This is a genomic window from Ruegeria sp. BG3 (assembly GCF_056538485.1).
Genome location: NZ_JBQFTE010000010.1, coordinates 66703 through 84492, shown reverse-complemented (window position 1 = coordinate 84492; position 17790 = coordinate 66703). Strand labels below are relative to the sequence as shown.

19 protein-coding genes are annotated in these 17790 nt (G+C 59.9%); 12 read left to right on the top strand and 7 right to left on the bottom strand.

Annotation, left to right across the window (positions count from 1 at the left end; translation table 11 throughout):
- Window positions 1-5 precede the first annotated feature (5 nt).
- The 9 genes from ACR0AI_RS16270 (at window position 6) to yddG (ending at window position 7576) form a co-directional block, all read left to right on the top strand.
- Complete coding sequence (locus ACR0AI_RS16270) at window positions 6-572, top strand: TlpA disulfide reductase family protein (RefSeq protein ID WP_480675557.1); 567 nt, start codon at window positions 6-8, stop codon at window positions 570-572.
- A 64-nt stretch (window positions 573-636) separates the two neighbouring features.
- Complete coding sequence (locus tag ACR0AI_RS16265) at window positions 637-1023, top strand: hypothetical protein (RefSeq protein WP_480675555.1); 387 nt, start codon at window positions 637-639, stop codon at window positions 1021-1023.
- Window positions 1020-1991 carry a sterol desaturase family protein gene (locus ACR0AI_RS16260; RefSeq protein WP_480675553.1) on the top strand — a complete coding sequence of 324 codons (972 nt, stop codon included), beginning with the start codon at window positions 1020-1022 and terminating at the stop codon, window positions 1989-1991. Before ACR0AI_RS16265 ends, ACR0AI_RS16260 begins: the two co-directional genes overlap by 4 nt.
- Before the next feature lie 94 nt (window positions 1992-2085).
- Window positions 2086-2274 (top strand): hypothetical protein, encoded by a 189-nt coding sequence (locus ACR0AI_RS16255; RefSeq protein WP_170462645.1) that lies wholly within the window; start codon window positions 2086-2088, stop codon window positions 2272-2274.
- A 76-nt stretch (window positions 2275-2350) separates the two neighbouring features.
- Window positions 2351-3184, top strand: a complete 834-nt coding sequence (locus ACR0AI_RS16250; RefSeq protein WP_480675551.1) for an EAL domain-containing protein — start codon at window positions 2351-2353, stop codon at window positions 3182-3184.
- Between the two features lie 195 nt (window positions 3185-3379).
- The gene (locus tag ACR0AI_RS16245; RefSeq protein ID WP_170379022.1) at window positions 3380-4555 is read left to right on the top strand and encodes an acetyl-CoA C-acetyltransferase; all 1176 of its coding nucleotides are present in this window, start codon (window positions 3380-3382) and stop codon (window positions 4553-4555) included.
- A gap of 187 nt (window positions 4556-4742) precedes the next feature.
- Complete coding sequence (phbB, locus tag ACR0AI_RS16240; protein ID WP_170379024.1) at window positions 4743-5465, top strand: acetoacetyl-CoA reductase; 723 nt, start codon at window positions 4743-4745, stop codon at window positions 5463-5465.
- A 300-nt stretch (window positions 5466-5765) separates the two neighbouring features.
- Window positions 5766-6713, top strand: a complete 948-nt coding sequence (locus ACR0AI_RS16235) for a transcriptional regulator GcvA (protein ID WP_480675549.1) — start codon at window positions 5766-5768, stop codon at window positions 6711-6713.
- Window positions 6710-7576, top strand: a complete 867-nt coding sequence (gene yddG, locus ACR0AI_RS16230; RefSeq protein WP_480675547.1) for an aromatic amino acid exporter YddG — start codon at window positions 6710-6712, stop codon at window positions 7574-7576. The genes ACR0AI_RS16235 and yddG overlap by 4 nt, the downstream gene beginning before the upstream one ends.
- Here the strand turns inward: yddG and ACR0AI_RS16225 are convergent.
- The 3 genes from ACR0AI_RS16225 to ACR0AI_RS16215 form a co-directional block, all read right to left on the bottom strand.
- Window positions 7573-7737: a YdcH family protein gene (locus ACR0AI_RS16225; protein WP_170379030.1), complete on the bottom strand. Its 165-nt coding sequence runs from the start codon at window positions 7735-7737 to the stop codon at window positions 7573-7575. The two genes, yddG and ACR0AI_RS16225, sit on opposite strands and share 4 nt — an antisense overlap.
- 115 nt (window positions 7738-7852) lie before the next feature.
- Window positions 7853-8632, bottom strand: a complete 780-nt coding sequence (locus tag ACR0AI_RS16220; protein WP_480675545.1) for a tRNA1(Val) (adenine(37)-N6)-methyltransferase — start codon at window positions 8630-8632, stop codon at window positions 7853-7855.
- A complete protein-coding gene (locus tag ACR0AI_RS16215; RefSeq protein ID WP_170474882.1) occupies window positions 8629-8844 on the bottom strand; it encodes a putative signal transducing protein in 216 nt (71 codons plus the stop codon). The genes ACR0AI_RS16220 and ACR0AI_RS16215 overlap by 4 nt, the downstream gene beginning before the upstream one ends.
- 56 nt (window positions 8845-8900) lie before the next feature.
- On the opposite strand from ACR0AI_RS16215, the gene ACR0AI_RS16210 reads away from it, so the two are divergent.
- Window positions 8901-9899, top strand: a complete 999-nt coding sequence (locus tag ACR0AI_RS16210) for a polyprenyl synthetase family protein (RefSeq protein WP_480675543.1) — start codon at window positions 8901-8903, stop codon at window positions 9897-9899.
- Here ACR0AI_RS16210 and ACR0AI_RS16205 read toward each other — a convergent pair.
- Together ACR0AI_RS16205 and ACR0AI_RS16200 are read right to left on the bottom strand one after the other, a co-directional pair.
- Window positions 9892-10713, bottom strand: a complete 822-nt coding sequence (locus tag ACR0AI_RS16205) for a 4-(cytidine 5'-diphospho)-2-C-methyl-D-erythritol kinase (protein ID WP_480675541.1) — start codon at window positions 10711-10713, stop codon at window positions 9892-9894. The genes ACR0AI_RS16210 and ACR0AI_RS16205 overlap by 8 nt on opposite strands.
- Window positions 10703-12418 (bottom strand): tetratricopeptide repeat protein, encoded by a 1716-nt coding sequence (locus tag ACR0AI_RS16200; protein WP_480675539.1) that lies wholly within the window; start codon window positions 12416-12418, stop codon window positions 10703-10705. The genes ACR0AI_RS16205 and ACR0AI_RS16200 overlap by 11 nt, the downstream gene beginning before the upstream one ends.
- Window positions 12419-12775: 357 nt before the next feature.
- Here ACR0AI_RS16200 and ACR0AI_RS16195 point away from each other — a divergent pair, with 357 nt between their 5' ends.
- Together ACR0AI_RS16195 and ACR0AI_RS16190 are read left to right on the top strand one after the other, a co-directional pair.
- Window positions 12776-15229, top strand: a complete 2454-nt coding sequence (locus ACR0AI_RS16195) for a GcvT family protein (protein WP_480675537.1) — start codon at window positions 12776-12778, stop codon at window positions 15227-15229.
- Window positions 15230-15286: 57 nt separating this feature from the next.
- Complete coding sequence (locus ACR0AI_RS16190; RefSeq protein ID WP_480675535.1) at window positions 15287-16300, top strand: Ldh family oxidoreductase; 1014 nt, start codon at window positions 15287-15289, stop codon at window positions 16298-16300.
- A 24-nt stretch (window positions 16301-16324) separates the two neighbouring features.
- Here ACR0AI_RS16190 and ACR0AI_RS16185 read toward each other — a convergent pair whose 3' ends face one another.
- Together ACR0AI_RS16185 and ACR0AI_RS16180 are read right to left on the bottom strand one after the other, a co-directional pair.
- Complete coding sequence (locus ACR0AI_RS16185; protein WP_480675533.1) at window positions 16325-17059, bottom strand: SDR family NAD(P)-dependent oxidoreductase; 735 nt, start codon at window positions 17057-17059, stop codon at window positions 16325-16327.
- Window positions 17056-17787, bottom strand: coding sequence for an SDR family NAD(P)-dependent oxidoreductase (locus ACR0AI_RS16180; RefSeq protein ID WP_480675531.1), 732 nt, complete (start codon window positions 17785-17787; stop codon window positions 17056-17058). The genes ACR0AI_RS16185 and ACR0AI_RS16180 overlap by 4 nt, the downstream gene beginning before the upstream one ends.
- Window positions 17788-17790: the final 3 nt, after the last annotated feature.

Genomic DNA, 17790 nt, shown 5'->3' with positions numbered 1-17790 from the left:
TTGATATGCGCCTATTTCGTCTGATCCCCCTTTATATGGCCCTTGCGCTGGGTGCAAATGCCGCTTTGGCGACCGATGCCGAAACGCTGGGCCCCTTGCGCGAAGACAGCCTGAAACGGCTGATCCTGCATAAAGAACCCAAGCCGGTGACGCCGGTTGACTTCCAACTGGAAGATGATGGCGGCACGGCCTCACTTGCGGATTACAAGGGCAAATACGTCCTGCTTAACTTCTGGGCCACCTGGTGCGCGCCCTGCCGCAAGGAAATGCCCCAGATTGCCGAGCTGCAAGACGAGTTCGGAGGCGACAAGTTCGAGGTTCTAACCCTTGCAACCGGGCGAAACTCGCCTGCCGGGATCAAGAAGTTCTTCGAGGAAAACGGCATCGACAACCTGCCACGCCATCAGGACCCCTCACAAGCCGTGGCGCGTGAGATGGGTGTTATCGGTTTGCCGATCACGGTCATCATCGACCCCGACGGCAATGAAATCGCCCGCCTGATCGGCGATGCCGAATGGAACTCGGATAGCGCGAAGTCGATCATTGCGACTCTGGTCGAGGCCAACAGCTAAGCTGACGCAACGCCACCTTTGACAGCCCATCCTCCGATCCGCACTCTGTGCGCAGGAGGATGGAATGCCACTGGAAATTCTGTTGGTGCTTGTGGTCGGCGGGATCGCCGGGGTTACTCTGTTGCTGCATCTGACCGGCAGATCGCAGCGGCGCGTTCTGTCGCCTGAAACCGCGCGCGAACAATGGGTTCGGCACTTCCCGGAAGACACAGTTATTGACGTAACTGTTGCCCATGATCGCCATGCCGCGCTGGTGCGGACGGAAGAAGGGCCGGGTCTCCTCTGGTCCTTTGGCGCGGATACTGTAGCGCAGCATCTGCTGGACTATGACTTGCTGGACCGCACCGACGGGTTCGAGATTCTGTTCCACGATTTCGGCACACCCAAAGCCATCATTCATCTGGATGACCTCGAGCGCCCCCACTGGCGCAACTTGATGGAGGCCGCATGACCGATCAAATCACCTTTCCCGATGCCGTCCAATGGGCCGTCCCGTTCTTCATCGCCGCCATTCTGGCCGAATTCGTCTGGATCGCCGTCAAAGGCCGTGGTGGGCGGTATGAGACTCGCGATGCTGTGACCTCTCTGATCATGGGGGCAGGCAATATTGCGTCGGGGTTCCTTCTTGGCTTCATCGCCTATGGGTTCTTCATGTGGCTGTGGCGGATCACGCCGCTCGATCTGGGTACGTCGATCCCGATTATCATCCTGTGCTTTGTGCTGGATGACCTGCGGTATTACTGGGTTCATCGGTTCGGTCACCGTATCCGCTGGGTCTGGGCCAGCCATGTGAACCACCACAGTTCGCAGCACTACAACCTGACCACCGCGCTGCGGCAGACATGGACCTATACGTTTACCTTCATGATGGTGGTGCGCGCGCCGCTGATCCTGCTGGGCTTTCACCCGGCGATGGTGCTATTCGTGGGCGGGCTGAACCTGATCTACCAGTTTTGGATTCACACAGAAGCCATCGGCAAAATGCCCCGTTGGTTCGAAGCGGTGATGAACACTCCCAGCCATCACCGGGCGCATCACGGCCGCAACGCGCGCTATCTGGATTGCAACTATGCTGGCGTTTTCATCATCTGGGACAAGATGTTCGGCACTTTTGTCCCCGAGCAAGAGAACGACCGCGTAGACTACGGGCTGGTTCACAACATCGCCACCTTCAACCCGCTGCGCGTAGCCTTTCACGAATGGGTCGGCATATGGCACGATGCGACCCAACCGGGGCTGACGCTGAAACAACGCCTAGCCTATTGTTTTGCCCCGCCCGGCTATAGCCATGATGGAAGCCGGGACAGCTCAGAGCAGATCAAGGCAAAGCATCTGGCCCGCCACCCTGAAGATCTTGGAACGCCCGGATTCGAGCAGACTCGCGAAAACTTGCCTAATTCCGCAGCAAAACAGGCCTGATCCCGGCGCGACACCACGCCACTCTGGTTGAAATCCGGCCCGATCGGTCCATATGGAGCGTCAGGCGTGACGTAACCAGTGACCGGAGGCCGGAATGACCCGAGTAACAACCGTATCAACCACAGTCGGACTGCTGGGTGTGCTTCTGGCCATGTTCGCCGCCATCGCAACGGCAGCATCAGCGCTTGTCCTGATCGGGTTCTCCATGATGGTCCTTGGTGTATTGGGCGCGGTGTTCGGAGCAGCGGCCTCCCTCAGCCATGCGTGGCAATCTGCGCGCTAATCATCACCTGCATTAACCGCAGATTCATCTGTTTCCTGCGACACTGCGACCGGAGAGCCATTCGGGATCAGCGCGCATGCGGGACAAGACAGTTGCAGAGTCAGGGGAAGGGCCCGACAGCCCTTTGACCTCGGCAGTTTCCGGGCGGGATCAATCTGTATTGCAGATGGCCTCGGATGCGGTGCGGCACAAACAATGCAAACTGGCCTTTCAGCCGGTAATGCAAGCACAGGCCCCTCATAACATTGCCTTCTACGAAGGGCTGATCCGCGTTTTGGATGAAACCGGACGGGTCATCCCTGCGCGGGATTTCATGCCTCAGGTGGAAAACACGCCGATCGGGCGTGAGCTGGATTGCATCGCGCTAGAGATGGGGTTGCAGACGCTGGTCAGGAACTCTCAGATCCGGCTGTCGATCAACATGTCGGCGCGCTCGATCGGGTATTCGCACTGGTCTCGTATTCTAGATCGCTTTCTCAAACGGGATAGCAATCTGGGCGAACGACTGATTTTGGAGATATCCGAGAAATCGGCGATGCAGGTGCCCGAACTGGTGATCGACCTGATGGACAGGTTGCAGGAGCGTGGTATTGCCTTTGCTCTGGACGATTTCGGCGCAAGCAATTTCAGCTTTCGGCATTTCCGCGAATTCCTGTTTGATGCCGCCAAGATCGACGGTCAATTCATTCGCGGCATCAGCAACGACCCCGACAACCAGGCCCTCGTCCGTGCATTGATCGCAGTCGCGCGAGAGTTCGAAATTTTGGTCACAGCCGAATCAGTTGAAAATCCGCAGGACGCAGCGTTTCTGAGCGCAAGCGGTGTCGATTGCATGCAGGGTTTCCTATTTGGCGCGCCGTCGTTGTCGCCGCCGTGGAAGGCAGAAAGAAACTCCAAAACAGGGACTTAGTTAGACAATCGGCGCGCGAACACTTGCCTGATTGCCACCTGAGGCAAGCTGTCCGTTGCTGCAAGTGCAGCATTACGTTATTGCAGAAGGCACTAGAGGGGGGAGAAATTGGCGCTCTGGTACGGGCAGAGGAGGCCCTCTGCTGTCCGCGTCGTCACATTTCCCGCTGGACCACGACGGTAAAGGACAAATTATATGACCAATGTAGTAATCGCATCCGCCGCACGCACAGGTGTGGGCAGCTTTGGCGGCTCGTTTGCCAATACCCCCGCACATGATCTGGGCGCTGCCGTCCTCGAAGCCGTCGTCGAACGCGCCGGCGTCGACAAAGGCGAAGTCAGCGAAACCATCATGGGTCAGGTCCTGACAGCTGCTCAGGGTCAGAACCCCGCACGTCAGGCGCATATCAACGCCGGTCTGCCGCAGGAAAGCGCGGCTTGGGGCATTAACCAGGTTTGTGGCTCGGGCCTGCGCGCTGTTGCCCTAGGCGCTCAGCACATCCAACTGGGCGATGCGGATATCGTCGCCGCTGGCGGACAAGAAAACATGACACTGTCTCCCCACGCTGCCGCCCTGCGCGCGGGCCACAAGATGGGCGACATGAAATACATCGACACCATGATCCGCGACGGTCTGTGGGATGCGTTCAACGGCTATCACATGGGCCAAACCGCCGAGAACGTCGCCGAGAAATGGCAGATCAGCCGCGACATGCAGGACGAATTCGCCGTTGCCTCACAAAACAAAGCCGAAGCCGCGCAAAACGCGGGCAAATTCGCGGATGAGATCGTTCCGTTCACCATCAAAACCCGCAAGGGCGACATCGTAATGGACAAGGACGAATACATCCGTCACGGCGCAACAATGGAAGCAATGGCCAAACTGCGCCCGGCCTTCACCAAAGACGGCTCGGTCACTGCGGCAAACGCCTCGGGCCTGAACGACGGCGCGGCGGCGACCCTGCTGATGTCGGCTGAGAACGCCGAAAAGCGCGGGATTGAACCTCTGGCCCGTATCGCATCCTACGCGACTGCCGGTCTTGACCCGTCGATCATGGGTGTTGGCCCGATCTATGCCTCGCGTAAAGCGTTGGAGAAAGCAGGTTGGTCGGTTGACGATCTGGATCTGGTCGAAGCCAACGAAGCCTTCGCCGCGCAAGCCTGCGCCGTGAACAAGGACATGGGTTGGGACCCGTCGATCGTGAACGTGAACGGTGGCGCGATTGCCATTGGCCACCCGATCGGAGCATCCGGTTGCCGTGTTCTGAACACGCTGCTTTTCGAAATGAAGCGCCGTGATGCCAAGAAGGGTCTGGCCACCCTCTGCATTGGTGGCGGCATGGGTGTCGCCCTCTGCGTGGAGCGCGACTAAGTGCGTTGACATCTAAATAGAAAAGGGCGTCCACTGGACGCCCTTTTTTGTTACAATCAAGCTTTACACAACCACTGCGACAATATCGCCAGACAGAAAGACAAGATCGAACACGAAACGATATTGCGCAACATTCTCTCTCAGAGTAACAGAATTACCAAGACGACCAAAATTGGAGGAGTCATCCATGGCACGTACAGCACTCGTAACCGGCGGTTCTCGCGGCATCGGCGCAGCAATTTCCAAGGCGCTCAAGGCCGAAGGATACAATGTTGCCGCCACCTATGCGGGGAATGACGAAGCCGCAGCGAAATTCACCGAGGAAACCGGCATCGCCACCTACAAGTGGAACGTAGCCGATTATGACGAATCCAAAGCGGGTATCGAAAAGGTCGAGGCCGAGGTCGGTCCCATCGACATCGTCGTCGCTAATGCGGGCATCACGCGCGACGCGCCCTTCCACAAGATGACGCCTGAACAGTGGCATCAGGTCATCGACACCAACCTGACCGGCGTTTTCAACACCGTACACCCGGTCTGGCCCGGCATGCGCGAGCGTAAGTTCGGCCGCGTCATCGTCATCAGCTCGATCAACGGTCAGAAAGGCCAGTTCGCTCAGGTGAACTACGCAGCCACCAAAGCGGGCGATCTGGGTATCGTGAAGTCGCTGGCGCAGGAAGGCGCGCGTGCGGGCATCACCGCCAACGCGATCTGCCCCGGCTACATCGCAACCGAAATGGTTATGGCTGTGCCTGAGAAGGTCCGCGAGTCGATCATCGGCCAGATTCCGGCCGGCCGATTGGGTGAGCCAGAGGAAATCGCGCGCTGCGTCGCCTTCCTGGCGTCCGACGATTCGCAGTTCATCAATGGGTCGACCATCTCGGCCAACGGCGCTCAGTTCTTCGTCTGATTTCAACGCACTGAACGAAAACGGGCCGGTCCTTTTGGACCGGCCCTTCTTTATCCCGTAAGTCCGCGCGCGCTGCGGTCAGCGGGAACCAAACACCCATCCCAGAACTTTGTGAACAAGCTTGCTGCGCTCTTCATGGGCACGACGAATTGCAATCTGGACAGACGGGTTTGTTGACATCTCGATCATGGCGGATCCCCTTTGCTAAAGCTGAACTTGACTTGCCCTAAACATGACCTTTGATTGAAAAAGGCACAAACGAGAGTTTTCAAGCATTCAGATAAGTATTACTTAAGTGATATGAGTGATCGCCTTCCCCCTCTCACCGCTTTGCGCGCCTTTGACGCTGCCGCGCGGCACATGTCCTTTGCCAAAGCCGCAGAAGAGTTGAACGTCACGCCCGCGGCGCTTTCCTTCCAGATCAAGTCGCTTGAGGACCATTTGGGCCATCCGCTGTTTCGCCGCCTGAATCGCGCGGTCGAACTGACCGAGGCGGGCAAAGCCCTTGCCCCGGGGGCTGCCGAGGGGTTTGCGTCACTCAAGGCGGCTTGGGCCGCTACGCGAAGGCTTCAGGACAACACCACCCTCACGGTGACGGCCGGACCTGCGCTGACCGCCAAATGGCTGGCTCCGCGCCTTTACGATTTTGCCCGCGCACATCCCGAAATCGACCTGAGGTTCTCAGCCACCCTGCGCAATATGGACCTTGAAAGGGATGATGTGGATGTCGCGATACGATTTGGCTATGGCGGGGATGATGGCCTCTATTGCCTGCCGGTTCGCAAAGAGTGGCTGACACCGGTCATGACGCCCGAATTGGCCGCTGAGTTCACAACTCCCGAAAGTCTGCGCGACGCGCCTCTGATTCATGACGACTCGATTGCTTTTCTAAAACCTCCGGCGGATTGGCCGACGTGGTTTAGGGCTGTTGGCGTGGAGTTCACGCCGACCCACGGGGCACATTTTTCTAACGCGGACCACGCGATTGACGCTGCTGTCGCCGGAGTGGGCGTGGCTTTGGGGCGACGGGCGATGATTATCAAGGACATGGTGGAGGGGCGGCTTGTCGCGCCGTTCAAAACCGCCATTGAGACCAAAGGCCGCTTTCGCTTTCTCTGCCTGCCCGGAGCGGAAAACCGGCCTCAGGTCGCAGCATTTCGCGATTGGTTTGTTGCGGAGATTGAAAAAACCGCTCATATCTCGGATGAATTCACCATAGTTCCTGTAGAAGACGTCTCATCCACATGACCAGACAACGCGCCACCGCCATCGGCTTCATTGCGGTTTTGCTTTGGGCGCTGCTGGCCCTGTTCACAGTCGGGTCAGCCCCAACACCGCCGCTTCTACTGAATGCGATCTGCTTCAGTATCGGCGGTACTTTGGGGCTTGTCTGGACGTGGCGATCTGGCGGATTGTCCCAGCTGCGCCGCATCAGTTGGAAAGTCTACGCTTTTGGAACGGTGGGCCTGTTTGGCTACCACGCGCTATACTTCTCGGCCCTTCGGATGGCCCCGGCGGCCGAGGCGGGGCTGATCGCCTATCTCTGGCCACTGCTTATCGTCCTGTTCTCGGGCCTGTTGCCCGGAGAGAATCTGCGCGCTGGCCACCTGATCGGGGCCTGTTTGGGCTTTGCCGGGGCTGCGCTGATCATCACCGGAGGCGGCAGCGCCGGGTTTCAAGCCGCCCACCTACCGGGATACGCGCTGGCGTTCCTATGCGCATTGACATGGTCGGGCTATTCCGTGTTGTCACGGAAGCTGGGAGAAACGCCCACAAGCTCGGTCGCGGTGTTCTGCGTGTTCACGGCGATCGCCTCATGGTGCCTGCATTTCGCGCTTGAGGCACCGGTCTGGCCGGACACCACGCTCAGCTGGATATCGACACTGGCCCTTGGCCTTGGGCCGGTCGGTCTGGCGTTCTATGTCTGGGATATCGGGGTCAAGCAGGGCGACATTCAGATGCTGGGTACGAGCTCATATGCTGCACCTTTGCTGTCTACCGTGGTTCTGGTTTTTGCCGGGATCGCCATGCCGACATGGACATTGGCGATCGCGGCGGTCTTGATCACCGGCGGGGCCGTGGTTGCGGCGCGCGCCAGTCTTAAAGGTTAGGTCGATAAGCGCTCGATCTCTTCCTTCAGCCTTAGCTTCTGTTTCTTTAGCTGGGCGATATGAAGATCATCAATGCCTGGCGCGCGTTGAGCTTGTTCCACTTCGAGACCGAGAGATTCGTGCTTCTTCTTCAGTTCCGTCAGATGTGCGCTCACGCTCATGGCGATCCTCCTTGTTTACGTGTCTAGATGTCACGTAAGAAGTTGAGCATATCGTTTCCACCCTGTCACGCCGCAGACGCGAAGAAAAAGTGATAAATCCGACAAATTCGGCTGGTCATTGCCGATTGGCGTGAAACGGCCCCAACGCCGCGCCCTGCCGCAGCACATCTGAGAGTTCCGGCGTATAGCTGTCACCGTCGCGCTCATGCCGTTGACCCGCATGCAGGATGACCGGAGCATGCAGCCGGAACGCCGCCCGCCCGCCTTTTCGGGCCCGCAGAATCACAAGCTCGGCCTCTCGCCCCACGCGGGCCGCAAGCGGCAGCACTTCGACCGAGCCCAGTCGTCCCCGACAGGCCAAAAGCATATCGTGCAGGCGATCCGCCTTTTGGATCATGTGCAGATAGCCGCGCGGGGCCAGCCGTTTGGCCGCGACATCAATCCAATCGGCAAGAGGTGTCTGCTCTCCCAAAGCCACACTGCGCCCCCTGTCCGTGGCTGCGCTATGCGCGCCTGCGCGATAGTAGGGCGGGTTGGCGATCACGTGGTCGAACTGGCGCTGCTTCAGATCGGAGGGCAGCTCATTCAGATCGGATGAAACGACCTCCAACACCATATTGTTTTCTGTGGCATTGCGGCGGGCCAGATCTGCATAGGACGGTTGCAATTCGACGCCGCACAGGTCCAAACCCGGGACCCGTGTCGCAAGGCAAAGTATTGCCGCCCCCGCCCCGCAGCCAAGCTCCAGCACCGATTGGCCGCTGATCGCAGGTACGATGGCCGCCAGCAAAACAGGGTCTACGCCTGCGCGATAGCCGGACACCGGCTGCCAAAGAAGCAGCCGCCCGCCGAGGAAATCGTTCCGGCTTAGCTCATCATCCTTGAACCCGGTCATCGCCCCAGCGGGATCTCGTTGTCGCGCATCACACGCTCTGCGCGGCTCAGGTCATCGGCGCGAACCATCAGACGACGGGGGAAGATTCCGATACCGCCTTCGAGGATGCTCATATTTACGTCCATCTGAAAGCAGTCTATATCCTCGCCCTCAAGAAGAGCGGATGCAAAGGCCAGGATTGTCGGATCGGTGCTGCGCAATAGTTCTTTCATGGGGATGGATGTAAGGGCAAGGCAAGGCGAAAGTCGAGCCTTGTATCAGGAGTGTGATGGGCATCAGCACAATCTCGAAGCCGCACGAACGGCTGGCCGAAATGTTGACCAGCGAAATGGAGGCGGTGAATACGCTGATCCGGACCCGGATGGCGTCCGAACACGCGCCCCGTATCCCCGAGGTGACCGCGCATCTGGTCGAAGCGGGCGGCAAGCGCCTGCGCCCGATGCTGACATTGGCGGCGGCCCGGCTGTTTGGTTATACGGGCGAGCATCACGTGCGTCTGGCCGCGACGGTCGAGTTCATTCACACCGCGACCCTGTTGCATGACGATGTGGTCGACGAAAGCGCTCAGCGACGCGGGCGGCCCACGGCGAACCTGTTGTGGGACAACAAATCCAGCGTGTTGGTGGGCGATTATCTGTTTTCCCGCAGCTTCCAGCTGATGGTTGAAACCGGATCGCTGCGTGTTTTGGATATCCTCGCCAATGCTTCGGCCACGATTGCCGAAGGCGAGGTGCTTCAGATGACCGCCGCCACCGATTTGAACACGGATGAGAGCATCTATCTGCAGGTCGTGCGCGGCAAGACAGCGGCCCTGTTTTCCGCAGCGACCGAGGTTGGCGGCGTGATTGCGGAAGCCTCAGACGCGCAGGTCAAAGCTTTGTTCGACTATGGCGATGCCTTGGGCATTGCCTTCCAAATCGCCGACGATCTGTTGGATTATCAGGGCGATAGCAAGGCAACCGGCAAGAACGTGGGCGATGATTTCCGCGAACGCAAACTGACCCTGCCGGTGATCAAGGCCGTCGCGCAGGCCACCGCGGATGAGCGCATCTTCTGGGAGCGTACGATCGAGAAAGGCCGCCAGCAGAACGGCGATCTGGAACATGCGCTTTGGCTGATGAACAAATACCAGACGCTCGAGGCGACCCGTCAGGACGCGCTGGGTTGGGCGAACAAGGCCAAAGCCTCGCTCGAGGTTCTGCCTGATCACGAAATCCGCACTCTGCTGCGCGATCTGGCTGACTACGTGGTCTCGCGCCTCAACTGAGGCTGGTTGCGCGGCACCACCAATCGGGCTGGGCCGCGCCGATCTCATAGGCTGCGAAATGCGCGGCCTTCATCGACGGATAAAGCGCAAAACAGGTCGAGCCTGACCCGGACATTCGGGCCAGCAACACATCCCTTGTGTCCGCCAACTCCTCCAAAACGCGCCCGATTTGCGGGGACTGGCTTATGGCGGGTTGTTCTAGGTCGTTTCTTTGGTCGGAAAGCCACACGGCGCAATCTTCCACGCCTGCGAATGCGGGGATTTGATCTGGCAATCCCGGATTGTCCCGCGACGCCATTGCGCCGAAGACCGAACCGGTCGAAACCTCAACCCCAGGATTGACCAGCAGGGCAGGCAATTGGGGCAAAGCGATCCGGTCCACCTGCTCGCCAATCCCCCGCATCCGCGCAGCCTCGGCCACCATGCAAACCGGAATATCGGCCCCTAACGCGGTCGGAAGATGTGGCGGGATATCAAGCCCCTGCGCCGCCGCTTGGCGCAGCATGGCCGCCGCGTCCGAGGACCCTCCACCGATGCCTCCACCATGGGGTAGCACCTTGTTCAACATGACATGACCCGTCCACCCGGTGCCCTCGGCCGCTTTCCAAACCAGATTTCGGCTGTCCGTCGGAACCCCGTCGGCATGCTCTCCGCTCACGGAAATCGAAAAGCCTACGCCCGGCTCAAACACCAGCTGATCGCCAATGTCGGCAAAAGCCACCAGTGAATCCAACAGATGATAGCCATCTGCGCGCTGACCGGTGACATGCAGGGTTAGATTGACCTTGGCAGGCGCAAAGGCGCTAGTTGCCATTGGCAACCTTCAACGGATCCGCGCCCTCTTCGGACAGAACCGTATCCAGACCGACCTCAAGCTTGCGTCGGATGCGTTCGGGATCAGCCTCACCATTGGTGTCTTCGGGATCAACGAAGGACAGGGCCCGTTTCCATTGGAACTCAGCCTCGCGGGCGCGTCCGACGGCCCAGTAGACATCGCCCAAATGGTCGTTGACCACCGGATCCACCGGCATCAGCTCAACCGCGCGCTCCATATGCTCGACCGCTTCGTCATAGCGACCAAGGCGGAACAGGACCCAACCCAGACTGTCAACGATATAGCCGCTGTCCGGGCGAGCCGCGACGGCACGCTCGATCATATCCAGCGCCTCGTCCAGTTTCTCGCGCCGTTCCACCAGCGAATAGCCCAGATAGTTCAGAACCTGCGGCTGGTCCGGATTCAGCTCGAGTGCGCGCCGGAAATCGGCCTCGGCCTGATCCCATTGCTTGAGACGCTCATGAGAAATCCCGCGCGCATAGTGCAAAAACCAATTCGCGGCCGAGACGCCTTCGGCCAGATCAATCGCCGTGTTATAGGAGTCGACGGCGGCGGCGTAGTTTTCCTCACGGCGCTGCAGATCTGCCAAAGCGATATGGACACTGGGCAGATCAGGCTTTTCCGCAGCAAGCGATTGCAGAACCTCAACCGCCGCATCGGTTTTGCCGGATTGCCCCAAAACATCGGCCCGGCCGAGTTCGGCCACGTGATGATCGGTGCTGTCCTTGGGAACCGCGCGATACGCCTCAACCGCAAGATCAAGCTGGTTGAGTTCCGACAGAAGCTCGGCGCTCATCAGAAGGGCGTCGACGTGATCGGGCCGCAGGAAGCTGGCAGTGCGGGCATAGAGCAGAACGTAGTCCGGCGCGGCCTCGTCATTCAACGCGGCACCCACCGAAAAGAAGATCTCGGCCATGCCGTCTTGCGCCGTTCCTGCATGGGTGAAGGGCAGCGTTTCGCCATCAGACAATCGGCTTGTGTAATCCGCGATCGACGGATCGCTTCCGGCCTGAAACACATCGGCCAGGAAGGTCAGAGCGTCCTCATTCCGGTCAAGCTGCGACAGAACCTCGGTCCGGGCTAACGCGGCGCGGCGTGTGAACCGGGCCACGACCCCGTCATCGGCCGCGAAAATCGCCTCAGCCCCTTCGAAATCACCGATCGACGCCAAAGCCATCGCTTTGTGATAGAGGGCAAACTCGCGCAACCCTTCCTGGGTTGTAACCGAGTCGAACTGCTCCATCGCCTTGGTCATCTCACCCTGACCAAGATAGGCCCAGGCAATCATCAACCCATCGACCAATGGACCCACGCCCTGCGTTTCGGGATCACGTGACAGCAGGGTCTCCCAATCGCCCTCTGCGATCAGGTTTGCGGCGATGGCAATCCGGGCTGCTTGGCTCGGAAGGCCATTCTCTTCAATCGTCTCAGCGATGGGCAGTGCGCGCTCAACTTCGCCCAGCGCCAGCCGCGCGACGACGACGCTTTCCAACAGCAATGCGTTCTGCGGATCAGACCGCAACGCCTGCGCATAATACCTTTCGGCGGCGGCATAGTCGTTTTCGTAGATTGCCTGACGTCCGGCCAAATAGGCCCCGGACCCGGTATCCGAAAATGCCGGGATTGCGACCGAGGATGAAAGCAGCGCGGCCAGTGCCACGCGACGAACCAGGGAAACCACCAAAATCCTGCCTTGCTATCGTTGACTGCACGTTAAGCTAGGGCCTCGGCCGGCAAGAGGCAATGGCTCAAGGTTCACGACGCCGCCATTGCACCGGTTTTCGCCTAAGAACTGGCCGCCCTGTTGCACGGATCAAGCAGGAGCGCCGTCCAACACTCAATGGCAGCTCATCAATAGGGCTTTTGGTTGGCTCACCCTGGCGGAGGATTTGGGTACCCTTCGCGTTTCATAAAGCACATGTTCGGTTTGGGTGATTTCAACTCATTCAGAGTGAAATATTTTTGCGATTGCGCAAAAGGCCGACTGACGGAATGGTGCTTCCAAACACTGTTGGCAAACCAGACACGGTATAAACATACGATGAAGTCACATGCGCAAGTAGTTGTGGTCGGGGGCGGCTGCGTTGGGGCCTCGATCCTGTATGGTCTGACCGAACATGGCTGCACGGATGCGGTGATGTTGGAGCGGACGACGCTGACATCCGGGTCCACGTGGCACGCCGCCGGTTTGCTTGTGACCTTTGTACGGTCGCGAAACGTGTCGAAGATGACCATGGAAACCATCCGCATCTATACCGAGATTGAGGAAAAGATGGGTTCCTCGGTGGGCCTTCGAAAAGTGGGCCAGCTGCGCGTCGCCAATACCGAAAAGCGCTGGGATGAGTTCCAGTCCTATATCTCGATCGCCGAAGCCGCCGGGGTGCCATGCAAGCTACTGACACCGGAAGAGATTGCCGAAGTTCACCCTCTGCTGAACCAAAGCCCGGATATTCGTGGCGGCATCCTGCATACCGAAGACGGCTATGTGAATCCCGCCGACATAACCATGGCGCTGGCCAAGCTGGCGCGCGATGCCGGGGCCAAGGTCTATCAGAACACCGAAGCCACCGCTTACGAAAAGCTGAAAAACAGCCACTGGAAAGTGACCACCAACCAGGGTGAGATCACGTGCGAGCATCTGATCTTTGCCACCGGCAACTACGCCCGTGAAAATGCGCGCCGTGTGGGGCTGGACCTGCCCTGTATCCCGATCGTTCATCAATATTGGACGACAGAGACCGTGCCCTTGCTGAAAGAGCGCAAGGCACAAGGTCTGCCGGAATTCCCGATCCTGCGGGACGAGGACTATGGCGCCTATCTGCGCGAGGATGTGGGTGGCATCCAATTTGGCCCCTATGAATTCACCAAGGACCTCAAGCTGTTCGCCGAAGCCCGCGTGCCGCCGGATTTCGGGGCCGACCTTCTGCCCGAGGATTTCGATGCCGTGGAAAGTCAGTGGGAACGCGCCATCGAACGTGTTCCAACGCTGGGCGAGGTTGGCATCAAGGCCAACACCCGTGGCCCGTTCCAGATGACCCCGGACGAGCTGCCTCTGGCTGGCCCCGCACCGGGGCACGAGAACCTGTGGCTGGCCGAAGGGATGCCCGGTGGCATCCTGTGGGGCGGTACGGTAGGGAACCGTCTGGCCAAGTGGATCGTGGATGGCGATCCGGGCATGGACATGTCGGAACTCGACCCGCGCCGGTTCTCGGACTATGCGTCGAAACGGTGGACCATGGACAAGGTGCGCGAGACATGGGGCACCCATATGGATGCCCATGTCCCCGGTGAGGATTTCCCCGAGGCGCGTCCGATGAAAACTGCAGGCTCCTACGATCTGTTGACCGCGCAGGGTGCCGTCTGGACCAGCTTCAACGGCTATGAATTCCCGCGCTGGTTCGCCAAATCACCCGAAGAGGCGATCCCCGAACACTCGTTCCGCCGCACCAATCATATGGAGCTTGTACATGAAGAAGTGCGCCGCACGCGCGAAGAGGCAGGCTTCATCGAGATGTCTCCGATGACCAAATTCACCGTGCGCGGGCCGGGCGCGGCCAAATGGCTGGACGGTCTGATGGCCAACAAACTGCCCAACGTGGGGCGCATGACCCTGTCGCTGATGCTGAACGACAAGGGCGGGATGGATGCGGAATACACCATCGTGCGCTACGCCGAAGATGACTTCTACCTGATCTCGACCCCGAATTGGCAGGCCTATAATTGGGACCAGATGCAGCGTCTGCTGCCCAAAGACGGCTCGGTCGTGATAGAGGATATCTCGGAACAGCTGGGCGTGATCGCTCTGGCCGGTCCGAAATCGCGCGAGATCCTGTCGAAATTGACGGACAATGATCTTTCGAACGAGGCCTTCCCGTGGCTTTCGGCGCAAATGGGTGAAGTCGGCTATGCCAAGGGCGTTCACCTGCTGCGCGTCTCCTACACCGGTGAGCTGGGATGGGAGCTGCACCATCCGGCGGGCTACAACCGTCATCTCGTGGATCTGTTGCTGAAGGCGGGCGTGAAACCGTTCGGTCTTGAGGCGCTGGAGTCCATGCGGCTCGAGAAATCCTATCGCGCTATCAACCGCGAGATCTGCAAAGACCTGACCCCTTATGAGGCCGATCTGGGCCGGTTCGTCGCTATGACCGAGAAGATCGACGGGCAAGTGGTCGAGCGGGACTTCATCGGCAAACCCGCTCTGCTGAAACAGCGGGACGCGGGGGGATACAACACTCTGGTCACGTTGAAACTGCCCTATTGCGATACCTCGGTGATGTTTGACGAAGGCGTCTACTCCGATGGTAGATTGATCGGGCGCGTCACCTCGGGCGGGTTCTCATACTATTGCAACCACGACATCGCGATGGCGCTGGTGCCACAGAACATGACGGTACCGGGCACCAGAATGCAGGTTCTGGTCCATAACGAGATGCGCGAGGCCGAGGTCATCGACACCTGCGCCGTGGACCCCACCAGCGCCCGCGCACGCGCCTGACAAGAACAACAAGGGGGCTGCGGTCCCTTTCACGAACACAAGGACAGGATTTAGCCAATGACCGATATCTCGACGAAAACGCTCTCACTCCAAGAGGTTAGGGAATTGGCGAAATCCGTCCTTGTGGCTGCGGGCATGGATGATCCGGGCAGCGACATGATTGCTGAGATCGTCGTCAAATCCGAACGTGACGGCCCACGCAGCCACGGTTTGCGCATGCTGCCGGTCTACGCCCAGAGCTTTACCTCGGGTTATGCCAACCCCGCTGCGCACCCCAAACTCGAGCGTATCGCACCGGGCGTTCTGCGTGGTGACGCAGACAATGGATACTACCAGATCGCCGCGGCCGCAGCACGAGACGAGCTGATCGCAATGGCGCGCGAAAACGGGATCGCTGCCTTTACCTGCGCAAATAGTCACCACCTCGGCGCGTTGCGCTTTGACACCGAACCGCTGGCCGAGGCGGGGTTGGTGGCTTTGGCTGTCGTCAACTCACTGTCGATGGTGGTGCCTCAGGGCGGTGTGCGCCCTGTTTTCGGCACCAATCCGATGTCCTTTGCCTGCCCGCGCGACGGCATGGAACCTATCGTTTGGGATCAGGCGTCCTCGACGGTTGCGTTGATGGATATCCGCATGGCCGCCGCCGAAGGGCATGACCTGCCGCGCCCTGCAGGTCTGGCCCCGAATGGCCAGCCTAGCGCCGACCCAAACGCCATTCTGGAAACCCGCAGCCTGTTGCCCTTTGGCGAGCACAAAGGGGCCGCGATCGCCTTCCTGATCGAGGTCATGGGCGCGGCACTGGCCGGTGGCACCCTCTCGGTCGACAATGCCGAGCGCGAGGCGCATGGCGCGTTGAACGTCAAGGGCGGCGCGACCCTGATCGCGATTGATCCGACACGGTTCGGAAATGCCGCCTTCAACGACTATGTCACGCGCATCTGTGCCGAGATCGACGGCAACGGCACCGCCCGCATACCCGGTGACGGGCGGCTGAAGAACCGCGCCGCGTCTCAGGCCGAGGGTGTCAGCGTCAGCACCGAATTGCTGTCGCAGTTGCAAGACTTGCGGTAAGCTCTCGAACCGATGGCACGGGGGTCAGGGCAAGCTCAACTTGGCCATCCGCCCGCCATCGACCGTGTAGACCTGCCCGGTGATAAAGCCGCTTTCCTCGGCGGCCAGAAACGCGGCCAATGCGGCCACTTCTTCGGGCTTGCCGGTGCGTGCGACCGGGTGGATCTGGCCGATGTCCCGGCGAAACGCATCCGGGTCGGGCATTGAGTCGATAAAGTCGAGGTTCAGCTCGGTGTCGATCCAGCCCGGAGCAATCGCGTTGCAGCGGATACCCTCGGCCCCGTGATCCACCGCCACGGCGCGGGTCAGCCCGTGCAGCCCGGCCTTGGATGCGCAATAGGCGGCGTGGCCGGGATTGCTGCCCAGCCCCTCGATCGAGCCGGTATTGACGATACTGCCCTTTGTCTTGCGCAGATGGGGCAAAGCGGCCTGAATCATCAGGAAAGGCGCGGTCAGATTGACGGTCAGGTTTTTCTGCCAGTCATACAACGTCATCTCTTCGACGCGGGCCTCCTGCATCATCCCGGCATTGTTGACCAGAACGTCCAACTTCCCGGCGCGGGCGATGACCTCGGCCACCACCTGCGCAGGCGCGGCAGGGTCGGTGAAATCGGCTGTGATCCCTTCGAACCGGTCATCTCCACCACGCTGCGCGGTGAAGACGCGCGCGCCCTCCTCCGTCAGCCGTGCCGCGATGGCCTGCCCGATCCCAGAGCGACCGCCGGTGACCAGCGCAACCTTGCCCTCAAACCGTCTCATGCGACCGGCTTCCCGCCATTGACCTCGACCAGCGTGCCGCACATATAGCGCGCCGCATCCGAGGCGAGGAACAGGACCACATCGGCAATATCCTCAGGCTCGGCGATCCGCCCAAGAGGCACGGTCTTACCCAGTTCAGTCACGGCCTCGTCAGGATCAAACCCACGCTTGGCAAAGCCCGAGCGCAGCATCGGCGTGTTGACCTCATTCGGGCAGACGGCGTTGATGCGGATGCCCTGATGCGCGTGATCCATCCCCATGCATTCGGTCAGCGAGGCAATCGCCGCCTTGGTCATGCAATAAAGCGCGTGGTTTGGCCCCGGCGCCTTGCCGCCCCAGCAGGACGCGGTGTTGACGATGGCGCCACCGCCCGCCTCGGCCATCAGTGGAATGGCAGCGCGGCAAATCCGGAACGGAGCCTCGACATTCACGCCTAAGGACAAGGCCCAGTCGGCGTCCGACGTCTCGGTCACCGGGCCACGCGTGATGACGCCGGCATTGTTGATGACGATATCGAGGCCGCCCAAAGCCTGTTGCGCGTTGGCGGCCAGTTGGTCGCAATAGGCAGGGTCCAGCAGATCACCGGGCAGATGGGCATCGGCCGCGATCCCATCGGTCGAGCGATCTGCAACCGCGACCCGAGCACCCTGCGCGCGCAACTGTTTAACGATGGCCTGCCCGATCCCTCCGGCCGCGCCGGTGACGAGGGCGTTTTTGTCCTGAAACATGTC